Genomic DNA, 24,797 nt, shown 5'->3' on the forward strand with positions numbered 1-24,797 from the left:
GCTTCACCGCCTCTCACGCATGCCAAAGCCGGGGAAGCTGCGTCGCCCCGGCGATGCGCCCCCCACCGCGCATGGCGGTGAGGGATCGCCAGCCGTCATCGCAAGCGCGAGAATGCACCGATCCCGGCGATCGCCAGCCGCTCGGCGGGCACCGCCGTTTCCGCGAACGACAGCCGCAGGTAGCGGAGCTGGCGTACCTCGGGGAAATTCAGGCGCTGGGTCGAGAGCGCGTAGGCGATATTGGACAGCTCGCCGGCGCCAGCCGGTTGCCAGTGCTGGCCATCTTCGCTGCTTTCGGCGCGGTAGCCCTTCGGCGGCGCCGCGCCGTTCAGCACCGCGCGCGAGGGCGTGAGGCTGAAGCCGGCGACCTGACGCAGCGCGCCGAGGTCGATGGTCACCTGCGCGGGATGGCCAGGCTTGGGAGCGGGCACGATCCAGATCGTGCCGGCATCGTCGTCGAGCAACTTCTCCGCCCCCGGCGCGCTGGCCTCGACGATTCGCCAACCCGCGGTGGACAGCACGTCCGGCGCGTTCGCCGTCGGCCGCGCGACCGGAACCGGCGCGACGGCACGGAACAGCGCGAATTCGCTGATCGCCGGGCAGACCGGCGCATCGAGCACGAGCAGACGCACACGGCGCGCGGCGACCGGGGAATCGAGCCGCAGGATCCGCTGTGCACCGATGCATTGCGCTTCGGCCAACCGCCGCCATTGCCCATCGACCTCGGCTTCGATCGCGAAGCGGGTGACACGCACGCCCAGCGGCAGGTATTCGCGCAGCCGGATCAGGTCGAAGCTGCGCAGCGCCGACAGTTCCAGCGTCAGCGTCGGCGTGGTGACGCCGTCCGGCGTGGACCAGTAGCTGTCCGGCTGGCGGTCGAGCACGCGCGCCGGCTCGAACCCGGGACCGCGCGACGCGCTGGCGCTGGCCCTGGCGCCCTTGGCCAGATCGATGGCGAAGCTGGCGCGGATCGCGTCGCCGAAGCTCTGCAGCACCGCGACGTCGTGGTCGGCGATGCGGCCGCGCCGGTCGGGCGGAAGATTGAGGTTCATGTTGGTGCCGCGCGCGACCGAGGTGTCGAAATAGCGCACCAGATTCTCCGGGCTGCGCACCTTGCCGTCTTCGTCGGCATGGTAGAACCAGCCCGGGCGGATCGAGGTGTTGGTTTCCGCCGGCCACCACAGCGCCGCCCCGCGCACGCCGGCATTGCCGTTTTCCTGGGTGTAAGGGGCATCGGGCATGGTCGGCCAGCACGGATCGCCGGCGACGCCATCCTCGTTGCCGACCCAACGGATATCGGCGCCGAGCGGGTCGAAGGTGCAGGCCAGCGGCTGGTGCTGGTGGACCAGTTCGATCATCCGCGGCCAGTCGTAATAGGCGGGCGCATCGATCTTGCGCGTTTCGCGCGCTCCACCGTAGTAGCCGTCGCCGCCATTGGCGCCGTCGAACCAGAACTCGAACAGGTCGCCATAGCCCGTGCACAGTTCGACGATCTGCTTGCGGAAATAGTCGAGATAGCCGGGGCGCCCGTACTCGGCGTGGTTGCGATCCCAGGGCGACAGGTAGATGCCGAAGGCCAGGCCAGCGCGCCGGCACGCCGCCGCCATCTCGCCGACGATGTCGCCCTTGCCGTTCTTGTAGGGCGAATTGCGAATGCAATGCTCGGTGAGGCGCGTCGGCCAAAGGCAGAAGCCATCGTGGTGCTTGGCGGTAAAAATGAGTCCTTTGAGATTGCCGGCCTTGGCGGCGGCGACGATCTGATCGGCGGAGAAATCGCTGGGATCGAACTTGCGCGGATCCTCGTCGCCGTAGCCCCATTCCTTGTCGGTAAAGGTGTTCATCGCAAAATGCACGAAGGCGTATTGCTCCCACCGATGCCATCGCAGCTGTCGCGCGCTGGGCACGGCGCCCCACGGGGCCGGCCCATTAGTGCGCGGCGCCGCCGCGATCCGGGCGGCGGATGCGCTGAAACTCGCGGCGACGGCGACCACACCCGTGGCAAGAAAGGTACGACGATCGATCATTAGCGCCTCCGACTCTGCACAAGCTCCGATCTTAGCTTCTCCAACGACGGAAGAGTCCGCCCGCAAAGCGACGGACGGTCGTGCAATCGGGAGCAGGTCAATCCGCATGGCGATCCTTCGCCGCATGCCTGGGAATTGACCTGCGCGCTGTCGCCGATCTCCGTTTCCACGGACACATGCAGCCGACGCCAGGACAACGCGACCGCCGTTGGCGTGGACCCGGCGTTGCGCGTGCTGGGGGCAGACCGGACATTCCTTGCCTCACCGATTGACCTTCGTGCACGTGTCCGTGGAAACGGGGGGCACCCGGAGTTCCACACTGGATCGGCAGGTGGCGCGTGCGGCCGTGGAGCCGGGCTGAAGCTGCGCCGCCCTGTCATTTGCTGGCTGCACACGTCCATACTTGCCCACGGCCAGCCCACCTGAAATTCCTCAAACCATTGAATCAGATGCAAAATCGAGAAAAAACCCAAGTTCCTGGAAGCGCAGCGGAGCACACCCCGCTGATGAAACAGTTCTTCGCCGCCAAGTCCGAGTACCCGGACCTGCTGCTGTTCTTCCGCATGGGCGATTTCTACGAGCTGTTCTACGACGATGCGCGCAAGGCCGCGCGCCTGCTGGACATCACCCTGACCCAGCGCGGCAGCTCCGGCGGCGCGCCGATCCCGATGGCCGGGGTGCCGGTGCATGCCTACGAGGGCTACCTGGCGCGGCTGGTGGCACTGGGCGAGTCGGTGGCGATCTGCGAGCAGATCGGCGATCCGGCGCTGGCCAAGGGCCTGGTCGAGCGCAAGGTGGTGCGCGTGGTCACGCCGGGCACGGTCACCGACGAGGCATTGCTCGACGAGCGCCGCGACACCTTGCTGATGGCGATCGCGCGCAACAAGCACGGCTACGGCCTGGCCTGGGCCGACCTGGCCGGCGGCCGCTTCCTGGTCAACGAGGTCGACAGCGAGGACGCGCTGGAAGCGGAGCTGGCGCGGCTGGAACCGGCCGAGCTGCTGGTGCCCGACGAAGACCAGTGGCCGGAATTCCTGCGCGAACGGCGCGGCGTGCGCCGCCGCGCGCCGTGGCTGTTCGATGCGGACAGCGGCCGCCGCCAGCTGTTGAACTTCTTCCAGTTGCACGACCTCAGCGGCTTCGGCATCGACGACAAGCCTCGCGCCACGGCCGCCGCCGGCGCCCTGCTCGGCTACGTGGAGGAAACGCAGAAGCAGCGCCTGCCGCACCTGACCGCGATCGCGATGGAGACCGCCGCCGAGGCGATCGCGATGAACGCGGCCACCCGCCGCCACCTGGAACTGGACACGCGGGTGGACGGCGACACCCGCAACACCTTGCTCGGCGTGCTCGACAGCACGGTCACGCCGATGGGCGGGCGCCTGCTGCGGCGCTGGCTGCACCGCCCGCTGCGCCTGCGCGAGGTGCTGGTGCAGCGCCACCATGCAGTCGGCACGCTGATCGACCGCGGCGCCGATGCCGACCTGCGCGACGCGTTCCGCGCGCTCGGCGACATCGAACGCATCCTCACCCGGGTCGCGTTGCGTTCGGCGCGCCCGCGCGATTTCTCCACCCTGCGCGACGGCCTGGGCCTGCTGCCGACGGTGCGCGCGGTGCTGGCGCCGCTGGATTCGCCGCGCCTGGCCGCGCTGGGCGCGGAACTGGGCCAGCACGACGAGATCGCGCACCTGCTGGCCTCGGCGATCGCCGAGCAGCCGCCGCTCAAGCTCAGCGACGGCGGCGTCATCGCCGCCGACTACGACGCCGAGCTGGACGAACTGCGCCGGCTCAGCACCCATGCCGACCAGTTCCTGATCGACCTGGAAGCGCGCGAGCGCGCCAGCAGCGGCATCGCCACGCTGAAGGTCGGCTACAACCGCGTGCACGGCTACTACATCGAGATCAGCAAGGGCCAGGCCGACAAGGCGCCGGTGCACTACACGCGGCGGCAGACGCTGACCAACGCCGAGCGCTACATCACCGAGGAACTGAAGAACTTCGAGGACAAGGTGCTGTCGGCGCGCGAGCGCGCGCTGTCGCGCGAGAAGCTGCTGTACGAAGCGCTGCTGGACACGCTGGGCGAACGCCTGGAGCCGCTCAAGCGCGCCGCCGCCGCGCTCAGCGAACTAGACGTGCTGGCCGGCTTCGCCGAGCGCGCGCAGGCGCTGGACTGGGCGCGGCCGGAACTGGAGAGCGCGCCGTGCCTGCGCATCGAGCGCGGCCGCCATCCGGTGGTGGAAGCGGTGCGCGAGCAGCCGTTCGAACCCAACGACCTGGACCTGTACAACGACCGCGACGGCAGGTCCCGGCGCATGCTGGTGATCACCGGCCCGAACATGGGCGGCAAGTCCACCTACATGCGGCAGAATGCATTGATCGTGCTGCTGGCGCACATCGGCAGCTACGTGCCGGCCACGCGCGCGGTGATCGGCCCGATCGACCGCATCCTGACCCGCATCGGCGCCGGCGACGACCTGGCGCGCGGCCAGTCCACCTTCATGGTCGAGATGGCCGAGACCAGCTACATCCTGCATCACGCCAGCGCGCAGTCGCTGGTGCTGATGGACGAGATCGGCCGCGGCACCTCGACCTACGACGGCCTGGCCCTGGCCGACGCGGTGGCGCGCCACCTGGCGCACCACAACCGCTGCTACACCCTGTTCGCCACGCACTATTTCGAGCTGACCGCGCTGGCCGACGAATCGGTCGAAGGCGGCGCCAGCGGCATCGCCAACGTGCACCTGGACGCGGTCGAGCACGGCGACAAGCTGGTGTTCATGCACACGGTCAAGGACGGCCCGGCCAACCGCAGTTTCGGCCTGCAGGTGGCGGCGCTGGCCGGCCTGCCGAAGAGCACCGTCGCGCAGGCGCGGCGGCGGCTGGCGGAACTGGAGCAGCGCGGCGGCGAAAGCCATGCCTCGCAGATGGCGCCGCAGGCGCTGGACGCGCCGCAGCAGTTCGGCCTGTTCGCCGCCGCACCCTCGGCCGCGCAGGAGGCGCTGGCGGCGCTGGACCCGGACGAGCTGACGCCCAAGCAGGCGCTGGAAGCGCTGTACCGGCTCAAGTCGCTGCTCTAGCGCGACGTGCGGCCTTAGCCCCTCTCCCACCGGGAGAGGGGTTGGGGTGAGGGTCCGTCCGCACGGCACGCACAACCGCCGGCGAATCGCGTCCGCTAGGCGGCCGCCGGCGCCACGCTGGGCGGCATGTCCGGATTCGGATGCGCCGCGATCAAGGCATCGTCGATGGCACCGGCCCGCAGTGCCGCAGGCCGGGCGACATGCCGTTGCGCGAAGGCGACGAATGCCGGAAGCCGCTCGAGCATGCCGATACGCATGTAGAAGCCCAGCACCGCCGCCATGTACAGGTCGGCCGCGCTGAAGCGGTCGCCGGCCAGGTGTTCGCGGTCTGCGACCGCCTGCTCCAACGTCTGCAGCAGGTCCGCCTCGCGGCCGTAGCCGGCACTGCGTGCCGGTGCCAGCACCCCGCCCTCCTTCGCGGTCAACAGCGCCTCGACCGGCCCGGCCAGGAAGAACAGCCAGCGATAGTAGTCGGCGCGTGCCGGCGATCCCGGCGGCGGCGCCAGTTGCCGCTCCGGCACCAGATCGGCCAGATAGGCGCAGATCGCCGCGTTCTCGGTAACCACGGCGGCGCCGTGGCGCAGCGCCGGCACCTTGCCCATCGGGTTGATCGCCAGATAGTCCGGCGCCTTCATCGTGGTGCCGTAGTCGACGATGACCGCGCGGTACGGCAGGCCGGTTTCCTCCAGCATCCAGCGGGCGACGCGGCCGCGCGACTGGGGGTGGGTGTAGAGCACGATCTCGGTGGACATGGGCAGACTCCGTGGTAAGAGCCTGCAGTGTGGTCGCGCCCTGCTGACACCTGCTGTCAGCAGTCGCTGCCGCCATAGCCGGTGGCGGCGCGCCAGCGCTTGATCAGCAGGTGCCGGCGCGAGGGATGGCGCTCGCCGTCGTCGGCCAGGGCCAATACCCGGTCGGCGCGGAAATGGCGGAAGTCGCCGCGCAGCTCGCACCATGCCGCGATCACGCCATAGCCGCCGAGGAAGGCCATCGCGAACGGCCAGATGCGGCGCTGCGAGGCGTTGCCGCCGGCATCGGCATAGTCCATCCGCAACACGTGTTCGAGGCGGATGCCACGCCGCAGCACCGGCAGCCACGGCGCCGGCGGCAGCGGCGGCACCGCGTTGGCGTTGGCGTCGGGCACCAGCAGCCCGCTGGTCTCGATCGACAGCCGCAGCGTGCCGGGCAGCGTGGCCGCGATCCGCGCCACCGCGCGTTGCGCCGCCTGCGCCAGCTCCGGATCGGCCTGGCGCGCCACCCAGCGCGCGCCCAGGGTCAAGGCCTCCAGTTCGTCCTCGCTGAAATTCAGCGCCGGCAGCAGGAAGCCGGGACGCAGCACGTAGCCGACGCCGGGATCGCCGAGGATGTCGGCGCCCTGCACGCGCAGGGTCGCGATATCGCGGTACAGCGTGCGCAGGCTGATGCCCAGCGCCGTGGCGAGTTCGGCACCGGGCACCGGCCGGCGCCGCCCGCGCAGGGCGTCGAGCAGGTGCAGCAGACGGGTCGCACGGATGGCCATCGCCACAGGATAGTGGGCTTTGCCGTGTGCCGGTCGGTTCCGGGCAGGATCCGCTCGCGCGTCGGGGCATGTCGGGCGGGCACGCGCAGGCCATCGAACCGGTGCGCGGCGACATGCCGGCGCGCACAGGCCGGCCAATGCCGACCAGCGGCTCGCGCCGCGGCTGTAGCCCGCCCGAAACACGCGCCCCTATACTCAAGGCCGTCGCTGGCCGCATTGCCGGCGCATGCGCCGGCCAGGGAAAGCGATTGGACCAGCCGCGCGGGTGGACGCGCTCAGCACAAGGAAGAAAGGCAACGCATGTCGATACGCCCACAAGCCACGGCACCGCAACCGGCGCGACCAGGCATGGCGCTCGACGCAGCGGCGTCCGGCATCCGCTCCACCGTCCAGCGCCGCGACGTGGCCGCTTCCAACCGCATCGGTAGGCACTGAAGGAGCCTCGCTTGGAGATCTACCTGTTCGTGATCGGCGTCATCGTGGGCGGTTTGCTGTTGCACGTCTTCAGACACACGGGATCGGCCGATCCGCGCACGCCGCAGTCCGCACCCGACCCCGAACCCAAGCCGGAAGCGCCCGAAGCGCTGGCCGCGGAAACGCCGGCCCAGCACGTGCAGCGGTTGCGCCAGCAGGTGGAAGCCCTGGACGAACAGATCCAGAGCCCGGCCGACCTGTTGCGGATCCCGCAGTTCCAGCAAGGCGTGACGCTGCTGGCCAGCCTGGAGTTCTCCGACCAGGCGGTGCTCGAAGCGCTCGGCAGCCCCGGCTACGCGCTGCCGTCGATGGCCGCGGTGGCGCTGCCGCAGCGCCGCCGCAGCGATCCGGACGCGGTGCTGGAACTGCTGCCGCACCTGGGCTCGTATCCGCTCAACTTCGTGCTCGACTACCTGCAGGCGCTGCCGGACGCCGATCACCTGCATCTGCTGCTGCGCCAGGCGCGCGACTGGTGGTGGGGCTTCGTGCCGTTCCGGCAGCGCCTGCGTGGCTATCTGCACTGGGCCGCGGGCAAGGCGCCGGCGGACCGCGCGGTCGAGTTCGACGGACTCGACGACGACGCCCTGGCCAAGCTGGCCGACACCCTCGGCCAGTTCAAGGAGCCGGTGCTGGAGCCGTTCCTGCAGCGCTTGCAGGACGCGCGCAGCCTGCGCCGCGAGCAGCGCGTGCTCGGCGGTTTCGGCCGCGTCGTCGCCACCCTGCCGCCACGCCTGCGCCTGCGTCATCCCGCGCTGGACGCGGCGCTGCAGCGCGCGTACGAGCAGTTGGTGGCGATGCCGCCGCAGCCGGTGCTGCTGGTCGGCGAGCACGGCGTCGGCAAGAGCGTGCTGATCGATCTGCTCAGCGAACGCCTGCTGGCCGAAGGCTGGCGCGTGTTCGAGGCGTCGGCGGCCGAGATCCTCGCCGGGCAGAGCTACATCGGCGAGCTGGAAGGCCGCATCCGCGAGATGCTGGCGGTACTGCACCGCGAACGCGCGTTGTGGCGCGCACCGGATTTCTACGACCTGCTGCACAAGGGTTCGCACTCGCGCGACCCGCGCGGCATCCTCGACCTGGTGCTGCCGGCGCTGGAGCGCGGCGAACTGCGCCTGATCGGCGAAATCACGCCGCGGCAGCTGGCGCAGTTGCAGGTGGCGCGGCCGGCGACGCGCTCGCGCTTCGAAGTGGTCCCGCTGGCGCCGGCCGCACCCGCCGCACTGGCGCAGATCGGCGAACAGTGGGCGCAGGCGCAGCGGCAGACGCTGCAAGCGGAGGTGATCGACGCACGCACCCTCGCGGAGGCCGAACGCATGGCGGCGCAGTATTTCCCCGAGCAGCACGAGCCGGGGCGGTTGCTGCAGTTGCTGGACGAGACCTTGCAGGCCGCGACCGGCGCCGAGACGCCACGCCTGCCGCTCGACGACGATGCGCTGCTGCAGGCCGTGGCCAAGCGCAGCGGCCTGCCGCTGGACGTGATCGACGATCGCCAGCGGCTGGAACTGGACGCGTTGCGCCGGTTCTTCCGCCAGCGCGTGCTCGGCCAGGACGAAGCGGTGGAGACCCTGCTCGACCGCATCGCCATGCTCAAGGCCGGCCTGGTCGACAGCCATCGCCCGATCGGCGTGTTCCTGTTCGCCGGCCCCACCGGCACCGGCAAGACCGAACTGGCCAAGGCGCTGGGCGAACTGCTGTTCGGCAACGCCGAGCGCCTGCTGCGCCTGGACATGAGCGAATTCCAGGGCGAGGACGCGCTGTCGCGGCTCACCGGCGACGACAGCGCCGGCCAGCGCACGCTGATCGCGCGGATCCGCGAGCAGCCGTTCTCGGTGGTGTTGCTGGACGAGTTCGAGAAAGCCCATCCCAAGGTCTGGGACCTGTTCCTGCAGGTGTTCGACGACGCGCGGCTGAGCGATCGCAACGGCAACACCGCCGACTTCCGCCACAGCATCATCATCCTGACCAGCAACGTCGGCGCCACCCTCGCCCGCAGCGCCGGCCCCGGCTTCGCCACCGTCGCCGGCGGCTACTCGCGCAGTGCGGTGGAAAAGGCGGTATACGAAACCTTCCGCCGCGAGTTCATCAACCGGCTCGACCGCGTGGTGCTGTTCAACCCGCTGGACCGCGCGCTGATGCGCGAGATCCTGCACAAGGAACTCGAGCGCACGCTGACCCGGCGCGGCCTGCGCAACCGCGCCTGGGCGGTGGAATGGGAGCCGTCGGCGATCGAGTTCCTGCTCGATCGCGGCTTCACCCCGGACCTGGGCGCACGCCCGCTGCGCCGCGCGATCGAGCAGCACCTGCTCGCGCCGCTGGCGCGCAGCATCGTCGAACAGCGCGCGCCGGAAGGCGACCAGTTCCTGTTCGTGCGCGGCGCCGGCGATCGCCTCGACGTGCGGTTCATCGCCCCCGATGCGCCCGCGTCCATGCCTGCAACGGGCGCCGCCGCCGACCCGGCGGCACCGGCGGACCTGCGCGACATCGTCTACGCGCCGGTCACCGGCGGCGCGGCGCTCACGCGCCTGGACACGGCCCTGCACGTCCTGCACGAGGCCCACGCCGCGAGCGCGTGGCGGCTGGCGCGGGAAGCGGATTTCGCCAGCATGGGCGAACCCGATTTCTGGTCGCAGCCCACCCGCTTCCAGGTACTGGACCGGATCGAACGCCGCGATCGCATCGAGAGCGCGCTGGACAGTGCCGGACGCATGCGCGCGCGGCTGGACGGCGCGCAGCGCGACGGCGAATTCGTCGCCCGCCTGGCGCAATTGCTGTGGCTGCTGCAACTGGCCAGCGACGCGTTGCAGGAGCAACGCCCGCAGGACGCGCTGCTGGACCTGCGCATCGGTGCCAGCGAGCTGCACCGCCATCGCGCCGACGCGCGGCGCTGGTGGCAGCAGTTGCTGCAGATGTATCTGGCCTGGGCCGCGCAACGCAACATGCGCGTGGAGGTGTTGCAGCAGGATCCCGAGCAGGGCCGCGCCTGGCTGGCGATCGCCGGGTTCGGCGCGCTGGATCTGCTGCAACCGGAGACCGGCCTGCATGTGCAGGAACAGGATGCCGACGAACCGGCGCTGCGCCGGCTCAGCGCACAGGTGCGGGTCGCGCCGGACCTGCCCGGACAGGCCCGGCGCGCGCCGGATGTCGGCGACGAACTGCGCGTGTGCCGGCGCTACCGCTTCGCGCCGGCGCCGCTGGTGCGCGACAGCGTGCGCGGTTGGCGCAGCGGCCGACTGGAGCGCGTGCTGGGCGGCGATTTCGACGTGATGCCCAACGCTTGAGCCGCGCTGGCGGCCGCGCACGCAGCTCACAGACAGCGCGCGCGGCATGCTCCATGATCGCCGCGCCACCGCCTTGCGATTGGCACTCCCTATCAAATCATTTCGATCAATCAATTTTATAAAGAATTCAGCCGCCGATAGTCTGCACCTACCGAATCAGCCCCGAGCCCGCCATGCGCCAGCCCAATGAACGCCTCTTCCGCATTGCGCCGGCGCCTGGTCGCGAACCCGCTTCCGACCCCGCCCCATCCCCAGCGACCGCCTGGCCCACAGGCGCGTCCCTTGCGCACGAAGGTAGAGACCGATGAACACAGAAGCCAAATGCCCGTTCCACAGCGCAGCCAGCAGCGGCACCACGAACAAGGACTGGTGGCCCAAGCAACTGCGCGTGGACCTGCTCAGCCAGCACTCGTCCAAGTCCAATCCGCTGGGCGAGACGTTCGACTACGCCAAGGCCTTCAACAGCCTCGACCTGCAGGCGCTGAAGCAGGACCTGCACGCGCTGATGACCGATTCGCAGGACTGGTGGCCGGCCGACTTCGGCCACTACGGCCCGTTGTTCATCCGCATGGCCTGGCATAGCGCCGGCACCTACCGCACCGGCGACGGCCGCGGCGGCGGCGGCCGTGGCCAGCAGCGTTTCGCCCCGCTCAACAGCTGGCCGGACAACGTGAGCCTGGACAAGGCGCGGCGCCTGCTGTGGCCGATCAAGCAGAAGTACGGCCAGGCCATCTCCTGGGCCGACCTGCTGATCCTCACCGGCAACGTCGCGCTGGAATCGATGGGCTTCAAGACCTTCGGTTTCGCCGGCGGCCGCGAAGACACCTGGGAGCCGGACCAGGACGTGTACTGGGGCCGCGAGGACAAGTGGCTGGGCGGCGACGAGCGCTACTCGCGCGGCTCGCCGGGCGTGGAGGAAGCGCACGGCGTGCTGGTCAAGGACGACGACAGCGAGGTGCGCCACAGCCGCGACCTGGAGAACCCGCTGGCCGCGGTGCAGATGGGCCTGATCTACGTCAACCCGGAAGGCCCGGACGGCAATCCCGATCCGCTGCTCGCCGCCAAGGACATCCGCGACACCTTCGCGCGCATGGCGATGAACGACGAGGAGACGGTGGCGCTGATCGCCGGCGGCCACACCTTCGGCAAGACCCACGGCGCCGGCCCGGCCGACCACGTCGGCGCCGAGCCGGAAGCCAGCGACCTGGGCGCGCAGGGCCTGGGCTGGCACAACAGCTTCGGCAGCGGCAAGGGCGGCGACACCATCACCAGCGGCCTGGAGGTCACCTGGACCACCACCCCGGCGCAGTGGAGCAACGATTTCTTCGAGCACCTGTTCAAGTTCGAGTGGGAACTGAGCAAGAGCCCGGCCGGCGCCCACCAGTGGGTGGCGAAGAACGCGCAGGCGCTGATCCCGGACGCGCACGATGCGTCGAAGAAGCACCTGCCGACCATGCTCACCACCGACCTGGCGCTGCGCTTCGACCCGGCCTACGCCGCGATCTCGCGCCGCTTCCTGGAGCACCCGGAACAGTTCGCCGACGCCTTCGCCCGCGCCTGGTTCAAGCTGACCCACCGCGACATGGGTCCGCGCGCGCGCTACCTCGGCCCGGACGTACCGGCCGAAGAACTGCTGTGGCAGGACCCGATCCCCGCGCTGGACCATCCCGTGGTCGATGCGCAGGACATCGCCGCGCTCAAGCGCAGCCTGCTCGACTCGGGCCTGAGCATCGCGCAACTGGTCTCGACCGCGTGGGCGGCGGCCTCCACCTTCCGCGGCTCGGACAAGCGCGGCGGCGCCAACGGCGCGCGCATCCGCCTGGCCCCGCAGAAGGACTGGGAAGCGAACCAGCCCGAGCAGCTGGCGCAGGTGCTGGCCACGCTGGAGCGGATCCAAGCGCAGTTCAATGGCGCCCAGAGCGGCGGCAAGAAGATCTCGCTGGCCGACCTGATCGTGCTCGGCGGCGCCGCGGCGGTCGAGCAGGCGGCGCACAACGCGGGACAGACGCTGACCGTGCCGTTCACGCCGGGGCGGATGGATGCCTCGCAGGAGCAGACCGACGTGGAGTCGTTCGCGGTGCTGGAGCCGGTGGCCGATGGCTTCCGCAACTACAGCAAGCGCCGCTACGCGGTGCCGGCCGAGGCGCTGCTGATCGACAAGGCGCAGCTGCTGACCCTGACCGCGCCGGAGATGACCGTGCTGGTCGGCGGGCTGCGCGTGCTCGGCGCCAATGTCGGCCAATCGGCGCATGGCGTGTTTACCGAGCGTCCCGGCACGCTGAGCAACGACTTCTTCGCCAACCTGCTGGACATGCGCATCGAGTGGAAGGCGACCTCGGAGTCCAAGGAACTGTACGCGGGCCGCGACCGCGCCACGGGCGAACAGAAGTGGACCGGCACGCGCGCGGACCTGGTGTTCGGCTCCAATTCGATCCTGCGCGCGCTGGCCGAGGTGTATGCCAGCGCCGATGCGCAGGAGAAGTTCGTGCGCGACTTCGTCGCCGCGTGGAGCAAGGTGATGGAGCTGGACCGCTTCGACCTGGCGGCGTGAAGCCGAGCGCCTGGCCGGTGCACCGGCCAGGCGGCCGATCGGTCGCGCCTGCCCGGATGATCCGGAGCAGGTGGCAGCCGCCGTTTCTGCATCACGCGACATCCGTGAAAACGCCCCGGCTCGCCGGGGCGTTTGCGTGTGCGCCATGGCATCGGTAGCGCGGCGGCGCGGCTGAAGCCGCTCCTGCAGGGATTTCCGGCGAAGCGGAAGCACGAGGGCTTTTGTGGGAGGGACTTCAGTCCCGACTGCAGGATGCCTGGTGAAGCGCCCCGCCCGGCGATCGCGACCGAGCGGCCGTGGCCACCGGAACTGCGTCCTCGAAAGCAACTGCGCCCAGCGCCTACAGCGCGTCCAGATCGCCCAGCGCGCGGATCAGGCGCCGTGCGCGCTTGTCCGGCTTGCCGTCGGGCGCCTGGTAGCCGTTGCGTTCGGCGCTGCGTTGCGCGCGTTGCTGCGCGCGCCGCTCGCGCGAGGCCTCGCTTTCCCGGTACAGCGTCTGCGCGACGCTGGCCGGGCCGCGGTCGTCGCTGAGCGCCAGCACCTGGATCTCGAACACTTCCTCGCCGCGCTCCACGCGCAACTGCTCGCCCACGCGCACCGCGCGCGAGGATTTCGGACGCTGCCCGGCCACGTCGACCTTGCCGGTCTCCACCGCCTGCTTGGCCACGCTGCGGGTCTTGAAGAAACGTGCGGCCCATAGCCAGACATCCAGCCGGACCGTACTCGGTTGCGCTAGCGGTTCATTCATCGTGCTTACGGAAATCACCTGCATGGATTGATCGTCGCGCCGCTCGCCGGACCACTGCAGCGGCTGTTGCGGATGGCAGCGTTGCCGGGCTGGCCGAGCGCCAGGCCGTCGGCGCGTTGCGGGGATCGCGCTGTCGTCCTCGCCGCCCAGGCATTCGGGCGCTCGCCAAGCCGCCCTTGGCATCGCCCCAGCGCGGTATCGGCGCAGCCGGCCCGTCCCAGCGCCAGCGCGCCGCATCCGATTTCCTGCAGATTGCGGCGCGATCGCGGCATTGCAAGTGGGTCCTGCGCCGACGCATCCATCCACCCGGTCATGCGTCTTCGCTGCAAGACCGGACGTTGGTATCGACGCATCCATTCTAGGACGTTCGCGGCCGCGCCACATCTGCCATGCGTCGCCTCCCCGGGGTCGCGTGCAGGTGCTAGTGTGCGCGGCTCCCCGCTCCGTCCCTGCAGGCATGCGATGGCCAAGCCCGCCACCCTCACCGAAGGCCCGATCGGCCGGCAGTTGCTGCTGTTCTCGCTGCCGATCCTGGCCGGCAACATCGCGCAGTCGCTGAACGGGTCGGTCAATGCGATCTGGGTCGGCCGCTACCTCGGCGAGGCGGCGCTGACCGCCGCGGCCAACGCCAACAGCATCATGTTCTTCCTGATCGGCTCGGTGTTCGGGATCGGCATGGCCGCCACCATCCTGATCGGCCAGGCGATGGGCCGCGGCGACGTGCCGCAGGCGCGGCGGGTGATGGGCACCAGCGCCACGTTCTTCATCGGCATCTCGGTGCTGATCGCGGCCGGCGGCTGGTGGCTGGCGCGGCACCTGCTGGCGGCGATGGGCACCCCGGCCGCGTCGCTGCCGCTGGCCGAGGCCTACCTGCGGGTGATCTTCCTGGCGATGCCGCTGCTGTACGCGTTCGCGTTCCTGTCCGCGGCGCTGCGCGGCGCCGGCGATTCGCGCACCCCGTTCCGCTTCCTGCTGCTGTCGGTGGTGCTGGACATCGGCTTCAATCCGCTGCTGCTGTTCGGGCTGGGGCCGTTCCCGAAGCTGGGCATCGCCGGCGCCGCCTGGGCCACGCTGATCGCGCAGGGCATCGCGCTGAGCGGGCTGCTGCTGTACCTGCGGCACAAGCGCCACGTGCTGTGGCTGGGCCGGCAGGATGCGCGGCTGTTCCGCATCGACCCGACCATCCTGCGCGCGCTGGTGGTCAAGGGCGTGCCGATGGGCCTGCAGATGGTGCTGATCTCGCTGGCGATGATCGTGATGATCTCGATGGTCAACGGCTACGGCACCGACACCTCCGCCGCCTACGGCGCCGCGCTGCAGCTGTGGACCTACCTGCAGATGCCGGCGATGGCGATCGGCGCGGCCTGCTCGTCGATGGCCGCGCAGAACGTCGGCGCGCAGCGCTGGGACCGGGTCGCGGCGACCGCGCGGCAGGGCGTGCTGTTCAACTTCCTGCTGACCGGCGCGCTGATCGCGCCGCTGATCCTGCTCGACCGCTGGACCCTGGCGCTGTTCCTGCCGCCGCACAGCGCGGCGCTGGAGATCGCGCGCCATCTCAACCACATCGCGGTGTGGTCGTTCCTGTTCTTCGGCGTGACCTTCGTGATTTCCGGCGTGGTCCGCGCCACCGGCGCGGTGATCCCGCCGCTGCTGATCCTGGCGCTGTCGCTGTGGGGCGTGCGCGTGCCGTTCGCGCACCTGCTGCAGCCGCAGTTCGGCGCCGACGCGGTGTGGTGGAGCTTCCCGACCAGCGCGACCTGCGCGATGCTGCTGTCGCTGGCCTATTACCGCTGGGGCAACTGGCGCAAGGCGCGCATGCTGGCGCAGCCGCGCCCGGAGGAAATGGCCCACCCCGCGGAAGTGCCGGGGCAGCCGCCGGCGCCGGTCGCCGACGTGGCGATCGCGCAGGATCCGGCGCGCTGAGCGCGGGTACTCGCGGTTCGGTCCGGGCGGTGTCGCCTCGTGGGTGCCTCTTCAGTTGCGGCAGGCCCTTTCGGTAAAGCCCGTCGCGACTGAAGTCGCTCCTGCAAAAGCCTGTGGCAACTGCGTGAGAACGCTCTCGCTTTGTCTCGGCCGACGCGGCATCGAGGGAACGCGGTGGGGGGCCGACGACGCCGAAGCCTGGCCGCACGGAGCGTCCACGGCTTCGCTCGGTCGCGGTTGAAACCGCTCCTACAGGAAGCTGACTGGGTGCACTGCAGGAGGGGCTTCAGCCCCGACCGGCATTTCCAGCCCACGCCATGCCCAGCGCAAGCCAGCGCGTTGGACGCAACGGCGCATCACTCCGAAATCGCAGTCATACCGCTCCACAAACGCAAACGGCCGCCCGAAGGCGGCCGTCGCGGCAGCGACCGGGGTCGCTGGGGGATTACTCGGCCTTGGCGGCGGCCGCAGCGGCCTGGCGCGCGACCTTGGCCTGCGCAGCGGCGGCCAGATCTTCCTTGATGCGGGCGGCCTTGCCTTCCAGGCCACGCAGGTAGTACAGCTTGCCGGCGCGGACCTTGCCGCGGCGCTTCACTTCGACCGAGTCGATGATGGCGCTGTGGGTCTGGAACACGCGCTCCACGCCGAAGCCGTGGGAGATCTTGCGCACGGTGAACGAGGAGTTCAGGCCGGCGTTCTTGGTGCCGATCACCACGCCTTCGTAGGCCTGCACGCGCTCGCGGTTGCCTTCCTTCACCTTGACGTTGACGACGACGGTGTCGCCCTGGTTGAACTCCGGCAGCTTGCGCTGGATCTGGGCGGCTTCGAAGTCGGCCAGGATGGTCTTGTTGAGCTTGCTCATGGTGGGCACCGCTTGTGTCTGGTGAGGTGGTCCGGCAGTCGCCGCACGGCGATTGCGCGATATACGATGGGCCAAGCACAGAGGGCTTGACCGGAAAGCCGGGCATTTTAACCCAGTCGCGACGCCGTGGCTAGGGCTTGGATGGATTTTCCTGCACGGGCGCCGGATCGGCTTGCAGGCCCTGGCGGAACTCCTCCAGCAGCCGCCGGTCGGCCTTGCTCAGCGCGGCCTCGTCCAGCAGTTCCGGACGCCGCAGCCAGGTCCGGCCCAGCGCCTGCATGCGCCGCCAGCGCGCGATCGCGGCATGGTTGCCGGAACGCAGGATGGCCGGCACCTCGCCCAGCGCGTGCTCGCGCGGGTGGGTGTAGTGCGGGCAGTCGAGCAGCCCGTCCGGGCCCTCGAAGCTGTCCTGGGCGGCGGACTCGGCATCGTTCAGCGCGCCCTCCTGCAGCCGGGTCACCGCATCGACCAGCACCGCCGCGGCCAGTTCGCCGCCGGACAGCACGTAGTCGCCGATCGAGATCTCCTCGTCCACCGCGGCGGCGACGAAGCGCTCGTCCACGCCCTCGTAGCGCCCGCACAGCAGCACCAGCCGCGGCAGCGCCGCCAGCTGGCGGGCCTTGGCCTGGGTCAGCGGCGCGCCCTGCGGGCTCAGGTAGATCACCGGCGCCGGCTGCGGGTCGGCGGCGCGTACCGCCTGCAGGCAGGCCTGCAGCGGCTCGATCATCATCACCATGCCCGGGCCGCCGCCGAACGGGCGGTCGTCCACCTTGCGGTAGCCGCCCGTGGCGTAGTCGCGCGGGTTCCAGCCGTGCAGGTCCAGCAGCGCGCGCTCCTGCGCGCGGCCGACCACGCCGAATGCGGCGCACTGGGCGACGAATTCGGGGAACAGGCTGATGACGTCGATGCGCATGAGGCGGGGATTGGGGAGTCGGGATTGGGGATTGGTTGGAGCAACGGCCACGGCAGGCGCATGCGCGCCCGCCTTGCTCAGAACTCGGGGTCCCAGTCGACCACGATCAGGTTGGCGTCGAAATCCACCGACTTGACGTAGTCCGGCTGCACGAACGGCAGCAGCCGCTCGCGGTCGCCGCGCACCACCAGCACGTCGTTGGCGCCGTTGGAGAACAGGTGCGAGACCTGCCCCAGGGCCACGCCGTCGACGGTGCGCACGTCCAGGCCTTCCAGGTCCACCCAGTAGTATTCGTCGGGCTTGGGCGGCGGCAGGGTGTCGCGCGCCACGTAGATCTCGGTGCCGCGCAGCGCCTCGACCGCATCGCGATCGGTGACGTCGGGCAAGGTGACCACCAGGTGCTTGCTGGATTCGCGGCCGCGCACGCCGCTGAGGGTGCTTTCGCTGCCGTCGGGCTTGCGCACGATCCAGGGCTGGTAGCGAAAAATGGCGAGGCGCGGCTCGGTCCACGACTCGAGCTTGGCCTCGCCACGTACGCCGAAGGCGCCCAGGATCCTGCCCAGCAGGATACGGCGCTGGCTGTCTTTCATGAGTGCAAAAACCGAAGGGCCGCGCCAGGCGCGGCCCGCAGGATCAGGCCGCGGCGACCTGGGCCTTGGTCGCTTCCTTGTACAGGTTGCGCACCTTGTCGGTCAGCTGCGCGCCGTTGGAGACCCAATGGTCCACGCGCGGCAGGTCGAGCACGATGCGCGGCTCGGCGCCCTGCGCGACCGGGTTGTAGTAGCCCAGGCGCTCGATGTTGCGGCCGTCGCGCGCGCTGCGCACGTCGGTGACGATGATGTGGTAGAAGGGGCGCTTCTTGGCGCCGCCACGGGTAAGGCGAATCTTGACCATGGTGAGTTTTCCGGTGTTGCCCAGTCGCCAGGATGGCGCGGTGAACTGCCGATTATAGCCGGCGCCCGGAACGCTGCCAAGTCGCCCCCGGCTCCGTCAGATCGCTTGCCAGGGCTGGGTCTCGACCGCGTCGTTCAGCATCCGCAACAGCTCCGTGGCCGGCCCCAGCGCCTGCCCGTCCACCGCGGCGATGGCCTGCTGGCCGCGCGCATTGCAGGCGAAGACCGCGGCGAACCCGGCCAGTTCGCGCACATGCAGCGGCCGCACCTGCTGGGCCACGCCGAGCGCGGCCAGCCCGGCCTGCAGCAACCGCTCCTGGGTGCCGCGCAAGGCCGGCGCCTGCGGCCAGACCACGCCCTGCCCGTCCCAGGCGCCGAGGTTCCAGATCGAACCCTCGGCGACCAGGCCCTGCGCATCCACGAACAGCGCATCGTCGAAGCCGGCCTGCAGCGCCAGCCGGCGCTGGTGGAACAGGGCGAAGGTGCCGGCGTGCTTGATCTGCGGCAGCTCGCGCGCGAACGCCACGCTGCGCACCCGCAGCGGCGCGGCGTCCGGCTGTGCGGGCGCGGCCAGCGATACCAGCAGCTCCGGCGTACAGGTCGCATCGGCGCGGCGGAAGTCGAAGTCGCGGGCGAACACGCTGGCACGCAGCGCCGCATCGGCGCTGCCGAACGCGGCCAGCGCCGCGCGCAACTCGGCGCGGATCCGATCGGCCGGCAGTTCGGTGCCGAACAGCGTGCGCGTGGCCGCGTCGAGCCGCTGCAGGTGCAGGTCGAAGCCGCGCACCGCGCCGGCGCGCACCTGCATCGTGCTGAAGTGGCCGTAGTTGACCAGCGCCGGCGCGGCCAGCGCGTCCGCTGTCGCCGGGCGCCCGTTGCAGAACAGCTGTGGGTTCACAGCAGCGCCTGCGCCTGATCCCACCAGGTGTCGAGCAGCGTCGCCGCCGGCTGCGCCGGCGCCATCCACGCCGACTGCCCGGCCCAGGCCTGCATCGCCGCGAGCCGGTCGTCGCGGACCGCGGCCTGGCGCATCGGCGCGGTCAACCCGCGCTGGACCGGGTACGGCCGCGGCGGCGGCGCCGTGGCGGCGGCCGCGGCGCGCACGTAGTCGGTAGCCAGCGCACGGCCGAGGCGGCCGGAGAACGCGCGCGTCACCATGGTCTGCTCCGGTTCGGCCTGCGCCAGCGCCGCGGCCCAGGCCGGCGCCAGCGCCGCCTCCGGCGTGCGCAGGAACGCGGTGCCGATCTGCACCGCGCTGGCGCCCAGGGTCAGCGCGGCGGCGATGCCGCGGCCATCGCCGATGCCGCCGGCGGCGATCACCGGCACATCGAGGCGGTCGGCCAGGCGCGGCAGCAGCGCGAACAGTCCGGTCAGTTGCCGCTCGGCACGGGAAGCATCGAACGCGCCGCGGTGACCGCCGGCCTCCGCCCCCTGCGCGACCACCGCGTCGGCCCCGGCGGCCTGCGCCGCCAAGGCCTCGTCCAGCGTGGTGGCGCAGGCGAACCAGGCGATGCCGGCCTGCTTCAGCCGCGCGACGAAGGCGGGCGGGAACAGGCCCATGATCGAGGACGCCACCGCCGGGCGCGCGTCCAGCAGCGCGGCGCATTGCGCGCCGAAATCGGCCGGACCGGCATCGCCGGCGGCAGCCTCGACCGGCGGACCCCACTGCGCGAGGAAGTCGCGGGTGGCGGCTTCGGCGGCGGCGTCGCGCAGCGGCAGCGGATCGGGCACCCACAGGTTGACCTGCGCCGGACCGGAACTGCCCTGCCGGAACGCGTCCATCCAGTTGCCGATGTCCGCCGCCGGCGACAGCACCGCGCCCATCGCGCCCATGCCGCCGGCCTGCGCGACCGCCACCGACAACGGCACCGGGCAGGCGCCGGCCATCGGCGCCAGCAGGATCGGCGTGCGCAGGCCGAAGCGCGCGCAGAAGGCGGTCACGCGGTGTTGCAGCGAATCGTTCATGGCAGGCAGATGCCGCGGTCGCGGCGTGTCGGAGGATGCAGCAGATGATATCGCCGGCGTCCGCGCAGTGGTCGCGCGGTGCGGCAGGGGCAGGAACGACGACGGGGCGAGACGGCCTCCGGATGAAGAGCGAGGTGGCGTGGCCGCCTGTCCTCTTTCGCCGCTGCATGCTTGATGAAGCGCCTTGGTCCGCCCCCTCGCCTGGCTGGGCTGGGTGGCTTCGCTCAGTACCCTCGCACTGGCCTTCCATGATGGCGGGGTGGCTTCGCCCCGTACCCTCGTCCTGGCGTTCCATAAATGGCTGGGTGGCTTCGCCCCGTACCCTCACCCCAACCCCTCTCCCGGGGGGAGAGGGGCTTCAGCGTGCGGCGCCTCTTTCTGGGGCGCCGTTGCGTGGCTCAGCGGAACGGCAGGCCGCCGCGGCCGCCCATGCCGCCCATCATGCCCTTCATGCCGCGCATCAGCCCCTTCATGCCGCCGCCGGCCATCTTGGACATCATCTTTTCCATCTGCTGGAACTGCTTCATCAGCTTGTTGACGTCGGCCGGCTGGGTGCCGGAACCGCGCGCGATGCGGGCGCGGCGCGAGCCGTTGAGCAGGGTCGGGTTGCGCCGCTCCTTCTTGGTCATCGAGCCGATGATCGCGATCATCCGCGGCACGTCCTTGTTGCCGGCGACCTGCTGCTTGAGGTGCTCGGGGATCTGGCCCATGCCCGGCAGCTTGTCCATCAGCCCGGACAGGCCACCCATGTTCTGCATCTGCTCGAGCTGGTCGCGCATGTCGTTGAGGTCGAACTTCTTGCCCTTGGCGACCTTCTCGGCGAGCTTCTGCGCCTTGTCCTTGTCGACCTGGTGCTCGACCTGCTCGACCAGCGACAGCACGTCGCCCATGTCCAGGATGCGGCTGGCCAGGCGGTCGGGATGGAACACGTCCAGGCCGTCGGGCTTCTCGCCCACGCCGATGAACTTGATCGGCTTGCCGGTGATGTAGCGCACGCTCAGCGCGGCGCCGCCGCGGGCGTCGCCGTCGGTCTTGGTCAGCACCACGCCGGTCAGCGGCAGCGCCTCGCTGAACGCCTTGGCGGTGTTGGCCGCGTCCTGGCCGGTCATCGCATCGACCACGAACAGGGTCTCGGCCGGATTGATCGCGGCGTGCAGCGCCTTGATCTCGGTCATCATCGCCGCGTCGATGGCCAGGCGGCCGGCGGTATCGACCAGCAGCACGTCGACGAAGGACTTGCGCGCGTCGGCGATCGCGGCGCGGACGATGTCCACCGGCTGCTGCGAGGCCTCGGACGGGAAGAACAGCACCCCGACCTGCTCGGCCAGGGTCTTGAGCTGCTCGATCGCGGCCGGGCGGTAGACGTCGGCCGAGACCACCATCACCTTCTTCTTGCGCTTTTCCTTCAGGTACTTGGCCAGCTTGCCGACCGTGGTGGTCTTGCCCGCGCCCTGCAGGCCGGCCATCAGCACGATCGCCGGCGCCGGCACGTTGAGGTTGAGGTCGCTGGCCGCCGAGCCCATCACCGTGGTCAGCTCGTCGCGCACGACCTTGATCAGCGCCTGGCCCGGGGTCAGGCTCTTGAGCACCTCCTGGCCGACCGCGCGCACCTTGATGCGCTCGATCAGGGCCTGCACCACCGGCAGCGCGACGTCGGCCTCGAGCAGCGCGATGCGAACCTCGCGGGTGGCTTCGCGGATGTTCTCCTCGGTCAGGCGGCCGCGCCCGCGCAGGCGCTGCATGGTGCCGGAGAGGCGTTGGGTGAGGGATTCGAACATGCGGGCGGGTCGCAGACGGGAAACGGTCGTCGATTATAGCCGCGCCGGCCGGCGATCCCGGAGACGCCCGCGGCGCGCGGCCGGCACCGCCGCGGCAGGCTTGCCGCCGACGCCGCCTGGGCCGCCACCACCAGCGCAGGCCCGATATGCGAAACTGGCGCGATGCTCAGCGTGCTCCTCGCCACCGTGCTGTACCTCGCCGCCACCGGCCTGCTGGTGGGCTCGGTGGTGCGCGACCGGGTCGAGCGCAGCCGCGGCTGGCTGTGGGCGGCGCTGCCGGCGGTGGCGCTGCATGCGGCCTACCACGTGCAGGTGGCGCTGCACACCGCCGGCGGGCCGGACATGCATTTCTTCGCCGCGTTGTCGCTGGTCAGCCTGGGCATGGCGCTGATGACCGCGCTGGTGGGCGCCAGCGGGCGCATGGCGGCGCTGGGCGTGGTGGTGTTCCCGCTGTCGGCCGTGCTGCTGCTGGCCTACCACTCGCACGGCCACGAGCCGGCGCCGGTGCTGGACTGGCGGCTGCAGCTGCACGCGTGGATGGCGCTGCTGGCCTACGCCACGCTGGGCATCGCCGCGCTGCTGGCGGTGATGCTGTGGCTGCAGGAACGCGCGCTGCGCCGTCGCGACTTCCATCCGTGGCTGCGCGCGCTGCCGCCGCTGACCGCGCTGGAGACACTGCTGTTCCGCACCATCGTGGTCGGCTTCATCCTGCTGACCCTGACCCTGCTGACCGGTGTGCTGTTCGTACAGGATTTCCTGGCGCAGCGGCTGGTGCAGAAGACCGTGCTCAGCGTGCTGTCGTGGATCGTGTTCGGCGCGCTGCTGTTCGGCCGCTGGCGCTACGGCTGGCGCGGCATCAAGGCGGTGCACTGGACGCTGGCGGCGATGCTGTTGCTGCTGCTGGCGTTCTTCGGCAGCAAGTTCGTCATCGAACTGGTGCTCGGCCACCCGCAGTAACCGCCGCGGCTCGGCATTCGGGATCTCAACGCACCCCGCCCTGTAGGAGCGGCTTCAGCCGCGACAGATAGTTCGGCAACCGAAATTCCCTCGGCGCCGGCGTCGCGCCTGAAGCCGCTCCTACAGGAGTCCAACACCTGCCGGCAGCGTGGACGGGACGCCTCAATCGGCCAATGCGGCCTCGACCTCATCCCAACCAGCGCCTGCGCCGACCTCGGCGAAGCGGTATTCGATGCGGTGCCGGTAGACTTGGCCGGGACGCAGGATGGTATCGGGAAAGCCCGGCTGGTTCGGCGCATCCGGATAGCCCTGCGGCTCCAGGCACACGCCGCGGCCAAGGCCCGGATGCTGGCGGTCCAGCCAGTGCCCTTCGTACAGCTGCAGCGCGGGCATCGCACTGGCGATGCGCATGGCCACGCCGCTGTGCGGCGAATACAGCACCGCGCTGCAGTCGCGCGTCTGCGCCAGCACCAGGCAATGGTCGTAGCCGCCGCTCAGGCGCAGCTGCGGATCGGCGGCGATGTCCTTGTCGGCGATCGCGCGCGGGCTGCGGAAATCGAACGGCGTGCCGGCCACGTCGGCGATCTCGCCGCTCGGCAGCAGCGCCGCATCGGCCACCGGCAGGTAGCGGTCGGCCGGCACCCGCAGCCACTGCGCCGCGGCGGCCACGCCGGCATCGCCGGCCAGGTTGAAGTACGGATGATGGGTGAGATTGAGCGGGGTCGGCGCATCGCTGTGCGCGGCGAACTGCAGCTCCAGGGTGCGGCCATGCACGCTGAACTCGGCGCCGACCTGCACGTTGCCCGGATAGCCTTCCTCGCCGGCCGGCGAGTCGTAGCGCAGCTGCAGGTGGCGCTCGGACTGCGCCTGCACGGTCCACACCCGGCGCCCGAATCCGAGCGCGCCGCCATGCAGATGATTGTCGCCCTCGTTGGCCGCGACCGCGTAGCGTTGTCCGTCCAGCTCGAAGGCCGCGCCGGCGATGCGATTGCCGAAGCGGCCGACCAGCACGCCGAGATAGGCCGGGTCGTGCAGGTACGCGTCCAGCGTCGGCAGGCCGAGCACCAGTTCGGTGCGGCCGCGCGCGGTGTCCAGGCTCAGGCTGCGCAGCAGGCCGCCATAGGTCAGCAGTTCCGCGCGCAGGCCCGCGCCGCTGTCCAGGACCAGGCGTTGGATGGCGGTACCGTCGGGAAGCTGGCCGAAGATCGATGACATGCGGGGGTCCTGGTTGGGTGGGCGCGCGTTCCACGCGTGCCGCGCAGCATAACCAGCGCGGCCGGTCGCAAGCCATCGCCGCGCGACGACGCGGCCGCCCGCGCAGCGACATCGCGATCCCGATGCGGCGCGGAACGTGCGGCCCAACACAAACACCGACATCTGCGGCATCGCATCATTGCAATCCCCATATCGATGCGCCGATTTAAATCATTGGTCGGCCATGCGTCGCTCGCCTATCCTCGGGTCGCGCACCGGGGAGCGCATCGGTATCGCGCGGCAACGCACGACGTCGCATCGCCGCAGCAGCCATGCGAATCGGCTATAGCAGCGAGGATTTACGTCATTGGTCGCACTGCGCCGGCCTGCCTATGCTCGAACCGCGGCCGCAGGACCTGCAGCCGGACGCCTGTCGTGCCGCCGCACCATCACCGGTCACAAGGACTGCGATCTGCACCGATACCGCCACCATGCCGTGCCCTGCCAGCCGCCACTGCCGCGGTGCGCCGCGCGTGCGCCAGGCCCCGTCGTCGCATCGCATGCGCCGCGCGCGGCCAGTGCCGTTGCTCACCGACGCGGCATGCGTGCACGCAACCGCCGTCCCACCCACTTAGGAGACCCAC

General features: G+C 70.5%; 17 protein-coding genes. 5 read left to right on the forward strand and 12 right to left on the reverse strand.

Annotated features, from left to right (window positions below):
• Nucleotides 1–95: 95 nt before the first annotated feature.
• The gene (locus AB3X10_RS15790; RefSeq protein ID WP_369981862.1) at nucleotides 96–2,024 is read right to left on the reverse strand and encodes an alpha-L-fucosidase; all 1,929 of its coding nucleotides are present in this window, start codon (nucleotides 2,022–2,024) and stop codon (nucleotides 96–98) included.
• Nucleotides 2,025–2,473: 449 nt separating this feature from the next.
• On the opposite strand from AB3X10_RS15790, the gene mutS reads away from it, so the two are divergent.
• Complete coding sequence (mutS, locus tag AB3X10_RS15795) at nucleotides 2,474–5,101, forward strand: DNA mismatch repair protein MutS (RefSeq protein WP_369976198.1); 2,628 nt, start codon at nucleotides 2,474–2,476, stop codon at nucleotides 5,099–5,101.
• A gap of 95 nt (nucleotides 5,102–5,196) precedes the next feature.
• Here the strand turns inward: mutS and AB3X10_RS15800 are convergent, their stop codons facing one another.
• Together AB3X10_RS15800 and AB3X10_RS15805 are read right to left on the reverse strand one after the other, a co-directional pair.
• Nucleotides 5,197–5,853, reverse strand: a complete 657-nt coding sequence (locus tag AB3X10_RS15800; protein WP_369976200.1) for a glutathione S-transferase family protein — start codon at nucleotides 5,851–5,853, stop codon at nucleotides 5,197–5,199.
• A 56-nt stretch (nucleotides 5,854–5,909) separates the two neighbouring features.
• Nucleotides 5,910–6,620 carry a helix-turn-helix transcriptional regulator gene (locus AB3X10_RS15805; RefSeq protein ID WP_369976202.1) on the reverse strand — a complete coding sequence of 237 codons (711 nt, stop codon included), beginning with the start codon at nucleotides 6,618–6,620 and terminating at the stop codon, nucleotides 5,910–5,912.
• Between the two features lie 446 nt (nucleotides 6,621–7,066).
• On the opposite strand from AB3X10_RS15805, the gene AB3X10_RS15810 reads away from it, so the two are divergent.
• Together AB3X10_RS15810 and katG are read left to right on the forward strand one after the other, a co-directional pair.
• Entirely contained in the window at nucleotides 7,067–10,369 is a 3,303-nt protein-coding gene (locus AB3X10_RS15810; protein ID WP_369976204.1) for an AAA family ATPase, read from the forward strand.
• Nucleotides 10,370–10,673: 304 nt separating this feature from the next.
• Nucleotides 10,674–12,920 carry a catalase/peroxidase HPI gene (gene katG / locus AB3X10_RS15815; RefSeq protein ID WP_369976206.1) on the forward strand — a complete coding sequence of 749 codons (2,247 nt, stop codon included), beginning with the start codon at nucleotides 10,674–10,676 and terminating at the stop codon, nucleotides 12,918–12,920.
• 340 nt (nucleotides 12,921–13,260) lie between these two features.
• On the opposite strand, the gene AB3X10_RS15820 is transcribed toward katG, so the two are convergent.
• Complete coding sequence (locus tag AB3X10_RS15820) at nucleotides 13,261–13,668, reverse strand: RNA-binding S4 domain-containing protein (protein WP_369976208.1); 408 nt, start codon at nucleotides 13,666–13,668, stop codon at nucleotides 13,261–13,263.
• A gap of 462 nt (nucleotides 13,669–14,130) precedes the next feature.
• Between AB3X10_RS15820 and AB3X10_RS15825 the strand changes: the two genes are divergently transcribed.
• Nucleotides 14,131–15,591 carry an MATE family efflux transporter gene (locus AB3X10_RS15825; RefSeq protein WP_369976209.1) on the forward strand — a complete coding sequence of 487 codons (1,461 nt, stop codon included), beginning with the start codon at nucleotides 14,131–14,133 and terminating at the stop codon, nucleotides 15,589–15,591.
• A gap of 445 nt (nucleotides 15,592–16,036) precedes the next feature.
• Here AB3X10_RS15825 and rplS read toward each other — a convergent pair whose 3' ends face one another.
• The 7 genes from rplS to ffh form a co-directional block, all read right to left on the reverse strand.
• Nucleotides 16,037–16,453: a 50S ribosomal protein L19 gene (gene rplS, locus AB3X10_RS15830; protein ID WP_128421712.1), complete on the reverse strand. Its 417-nt coding sequence runs from the start codon at nucleotides 16,451–16,453 to the stop codon at nucleotides 16,037–16,039.
• A 130-nt stretch (nucleotides 16,454–16,583) separates the two neighbouring features.
• A complete protein-coding gene (gene trmD / locus AB3X10_RS15835; protein ID WP_369976211.1) occupies nucleotides 16,584–17,366 on the reverse strand; it encodes a tRNA (guanosine(37)-N1)-methyltransferase TrmD in 783 nt (260 codons plus the stop codon).
• Nucleotides 17,367–17,443: 77 nt separating this feature from the next.
• Entirely contained in the window at nucleotides 17,444–17,956 is a 513-nt protein-coding gene (rimM, locus tag AB3X10_RS15840; RefSeq protein ID WP_053840665.1) for a ribosome maturation factor RimM, read from the reverse strand.
• 43 nt (nucleotides 17,957–17,999) lie between these two features.
• Entirely contained in the window at nucleotides 18,000–18,260 is a 261-nt protein-coding gene (gene rpsP, locus AB3X10_RS15845; protein WP_369976213.1) for a 30S ribosomal protein S16, read from the reverse strand.
• Nucleotides 18,261–18,356: 96 nt separating this feature from the next.
• Nucleotides 18,357–19,157, reverse strand: a complete 801-nt coding sequence (locus tag AB3X10_RS15850; protein ID WP_369976214.1) for an aminotransferase class IV — start codon at nucleotides 19,155–19,157, stop codon at nucleotides 18,357–18,359.
• Nucleotides 19,154–20,224, reverse strand: coding sequence for an NAD(P)H-dependent flavin oxidoreductase (locus tag AB3X10_RS15855; RefSeq protein WP_369976216.1), 1,071 nt, complete (start codon nucleotides 20,222–20,224; stop codon nucleotides 19,154–19,156). The genes AB3X10_RS15850 and AB3X10_RS15855 overlap by 4 nt, the downstream gene beginning before the upstream one ends.
• Before the next feature lie 398 nt (nucleotides 20,225–20,622).
• Nucleotides 20,623–22,002 carry a signal recognition particle protein gene (ffh, locus tag AB3X10_RS15860; protein ID WP_369976217.1) on the reverse strand — a complete coding sequence of 460 codons (1,380 nt, stop codon included), beginning with the start codon at nucleotides 22,000–22,002 and terminating at the stop codon, nucleotides 20,623–20,625.
• A gap of 162 nt (nucleotides 22,003–22,164) precedes the next feature.
• Here ffh and AB3X10_RS15865 point away from each other — a divergent pair, with 162 nt between their 5' ends.
• A complete protein-coding gene (locus tag AB3X10_RS15865) occupies nucleotides 22,165–22,959 on the forward strand; it encodes a cytochrome C assembly family protein (RefSeq protein ID WP_369976219.1) in 795 nt (264 codons plus the stop codon).
• Nucleotides 22,960–23,121: 162 nt separating this feature from the next.
• Here the strand turns inward: AB3X10_RS15865 and AB3X10_RS15870 are convergent, their stop codons facing one another.
• Entirely contained in the window at nucleotides 23,122–24,174 is a 1,053-nt protein-coding gene (locus tag AB3X10_RS15870; protein WP_369976221.1) for an aldose epimerase family protein, read from the reverse strand.
• Nucleotides 24,175–24,797 lie beyond the last annotated feature (623 nt).

Source organism: Xanthomonas sp. DAR 80977 (assembly GCF_041240605.1).
Classification (GTDB): Bacteria; Pseudomonadota; Gammaproteobacteria; order Xanthomonadales; family Xanthomonadaceae; genus Xanthomonas_A; species Xanthomonas_A bundabergensis.

Excerpts from the sequence above, each read along its gene's own strand:
- AB3X10_RS15865 (WP_369976219.1), top strand. The coding sequence starts at position 22,165 with ATGCTCAGCGTGCTCCTCGCCACCGTGCTGTACCTCGCCGCCACCGGC.
- katG (WP_369976206.1), top strand. The coding sequence starts at position 10,674 with ATGAACACAGAAGCCAAATGCCCGTTCCACAGCGCAGCCAGCAGCGGC.
- AB3X10_RS15790 (WP_369981862.1), bottom strand. The coding sequence starts at position 2,024 with ATGATCGATCGTCGTACCTTTCTTGCCACGGGTGTGGTCGCCGTCGCC.
- rplS (WP_128421712.1), bottom strand. The coding sequence starts at position 16,453 with ATGAGCAAGCTCAACAAGACCATCCTGGCCGACTTCGAAGCCGCCCAG.
- mutS (WP_369976198.1), top strand. The coding sequence starts at position 2,474 with ATGCAAAATCGAGAAAAAACCCAAGTTCCTGGAAGCGCAGCGGAGCAC.
- AB3X10_RS15870 (WP_369976221.1), bottom strand. The coding sequence starts at position 24,174 with ATGTCATCGATCTTCGGCCAGCTTCCCGACGGTACCGCCATCCAACGC.
- ffh (WP_369976217.1), bottom strand. The coding sequence starts at position 22,002 with ATGTTCGAATCCCTCACCCAACGCCTCTCCGGCACCATGCAGCGCCTG.
- rimM (WP_053840665.1), bottom strand. The coding sequence starts at position 17,956 with ATGAAAGACAGCCAGCGCCGTATCCTGCTGGGCAGGATCCTGGGCGCC.
- AB3X10_RS15805 (WP_369976202.1), bottom strand. The coding sequence starts at position 6,620 with ATGGCCATCCGTGCGACCCGTCTGCTGCACCTGCTCGACGCCCTGCGC.
- AB3X10_RS15820 (WP_369976208.1), bottom strand. The coding sequence starts at position 13,668 with ATGAATGAACCGCTAGCGCAACCGAGTACGGTCCGGCTGGATGTCTGG.
- AB3X10_RS15800 (WP_369976200.1), bottom strand. The coding sequence starts at position 5,853 with ATGTCCACCGAGATCGTGCTCTACACCCACCCCCAGTCGCGCGGCCGC.
- AB3X10_RS15825 (WP_369976209.1), top strand. The coding sequence starts at position 14,131 with ATGGCCAAGCCCGCCACCCTCACCGAAGGCCCGATCGGCCGGCAGTTG.
- AB3X10_RS15855 (WP_369976216.1), bottom strand. The coding sequence starts at position 20,224 with ATGAACGATTCGCTGCAACACCGCGTGACCGCCTTCTGCGCGCGCTTC.
- trmD (WP_369976211.1), bottom strand. The coding sequence starts at position 17,366 with ATGCGCATCGACGTCATCAGCCTGTTCCCCGAATTCGTCGCCCAGTGC.
- rpsP (WP_369976213.1), bottom strand. The coding sequence starts at position 18,260 with ATGGTCAAGATTCGCCTTACCCGTGGCGGCGCCAAGAAGCGCCCCTTC.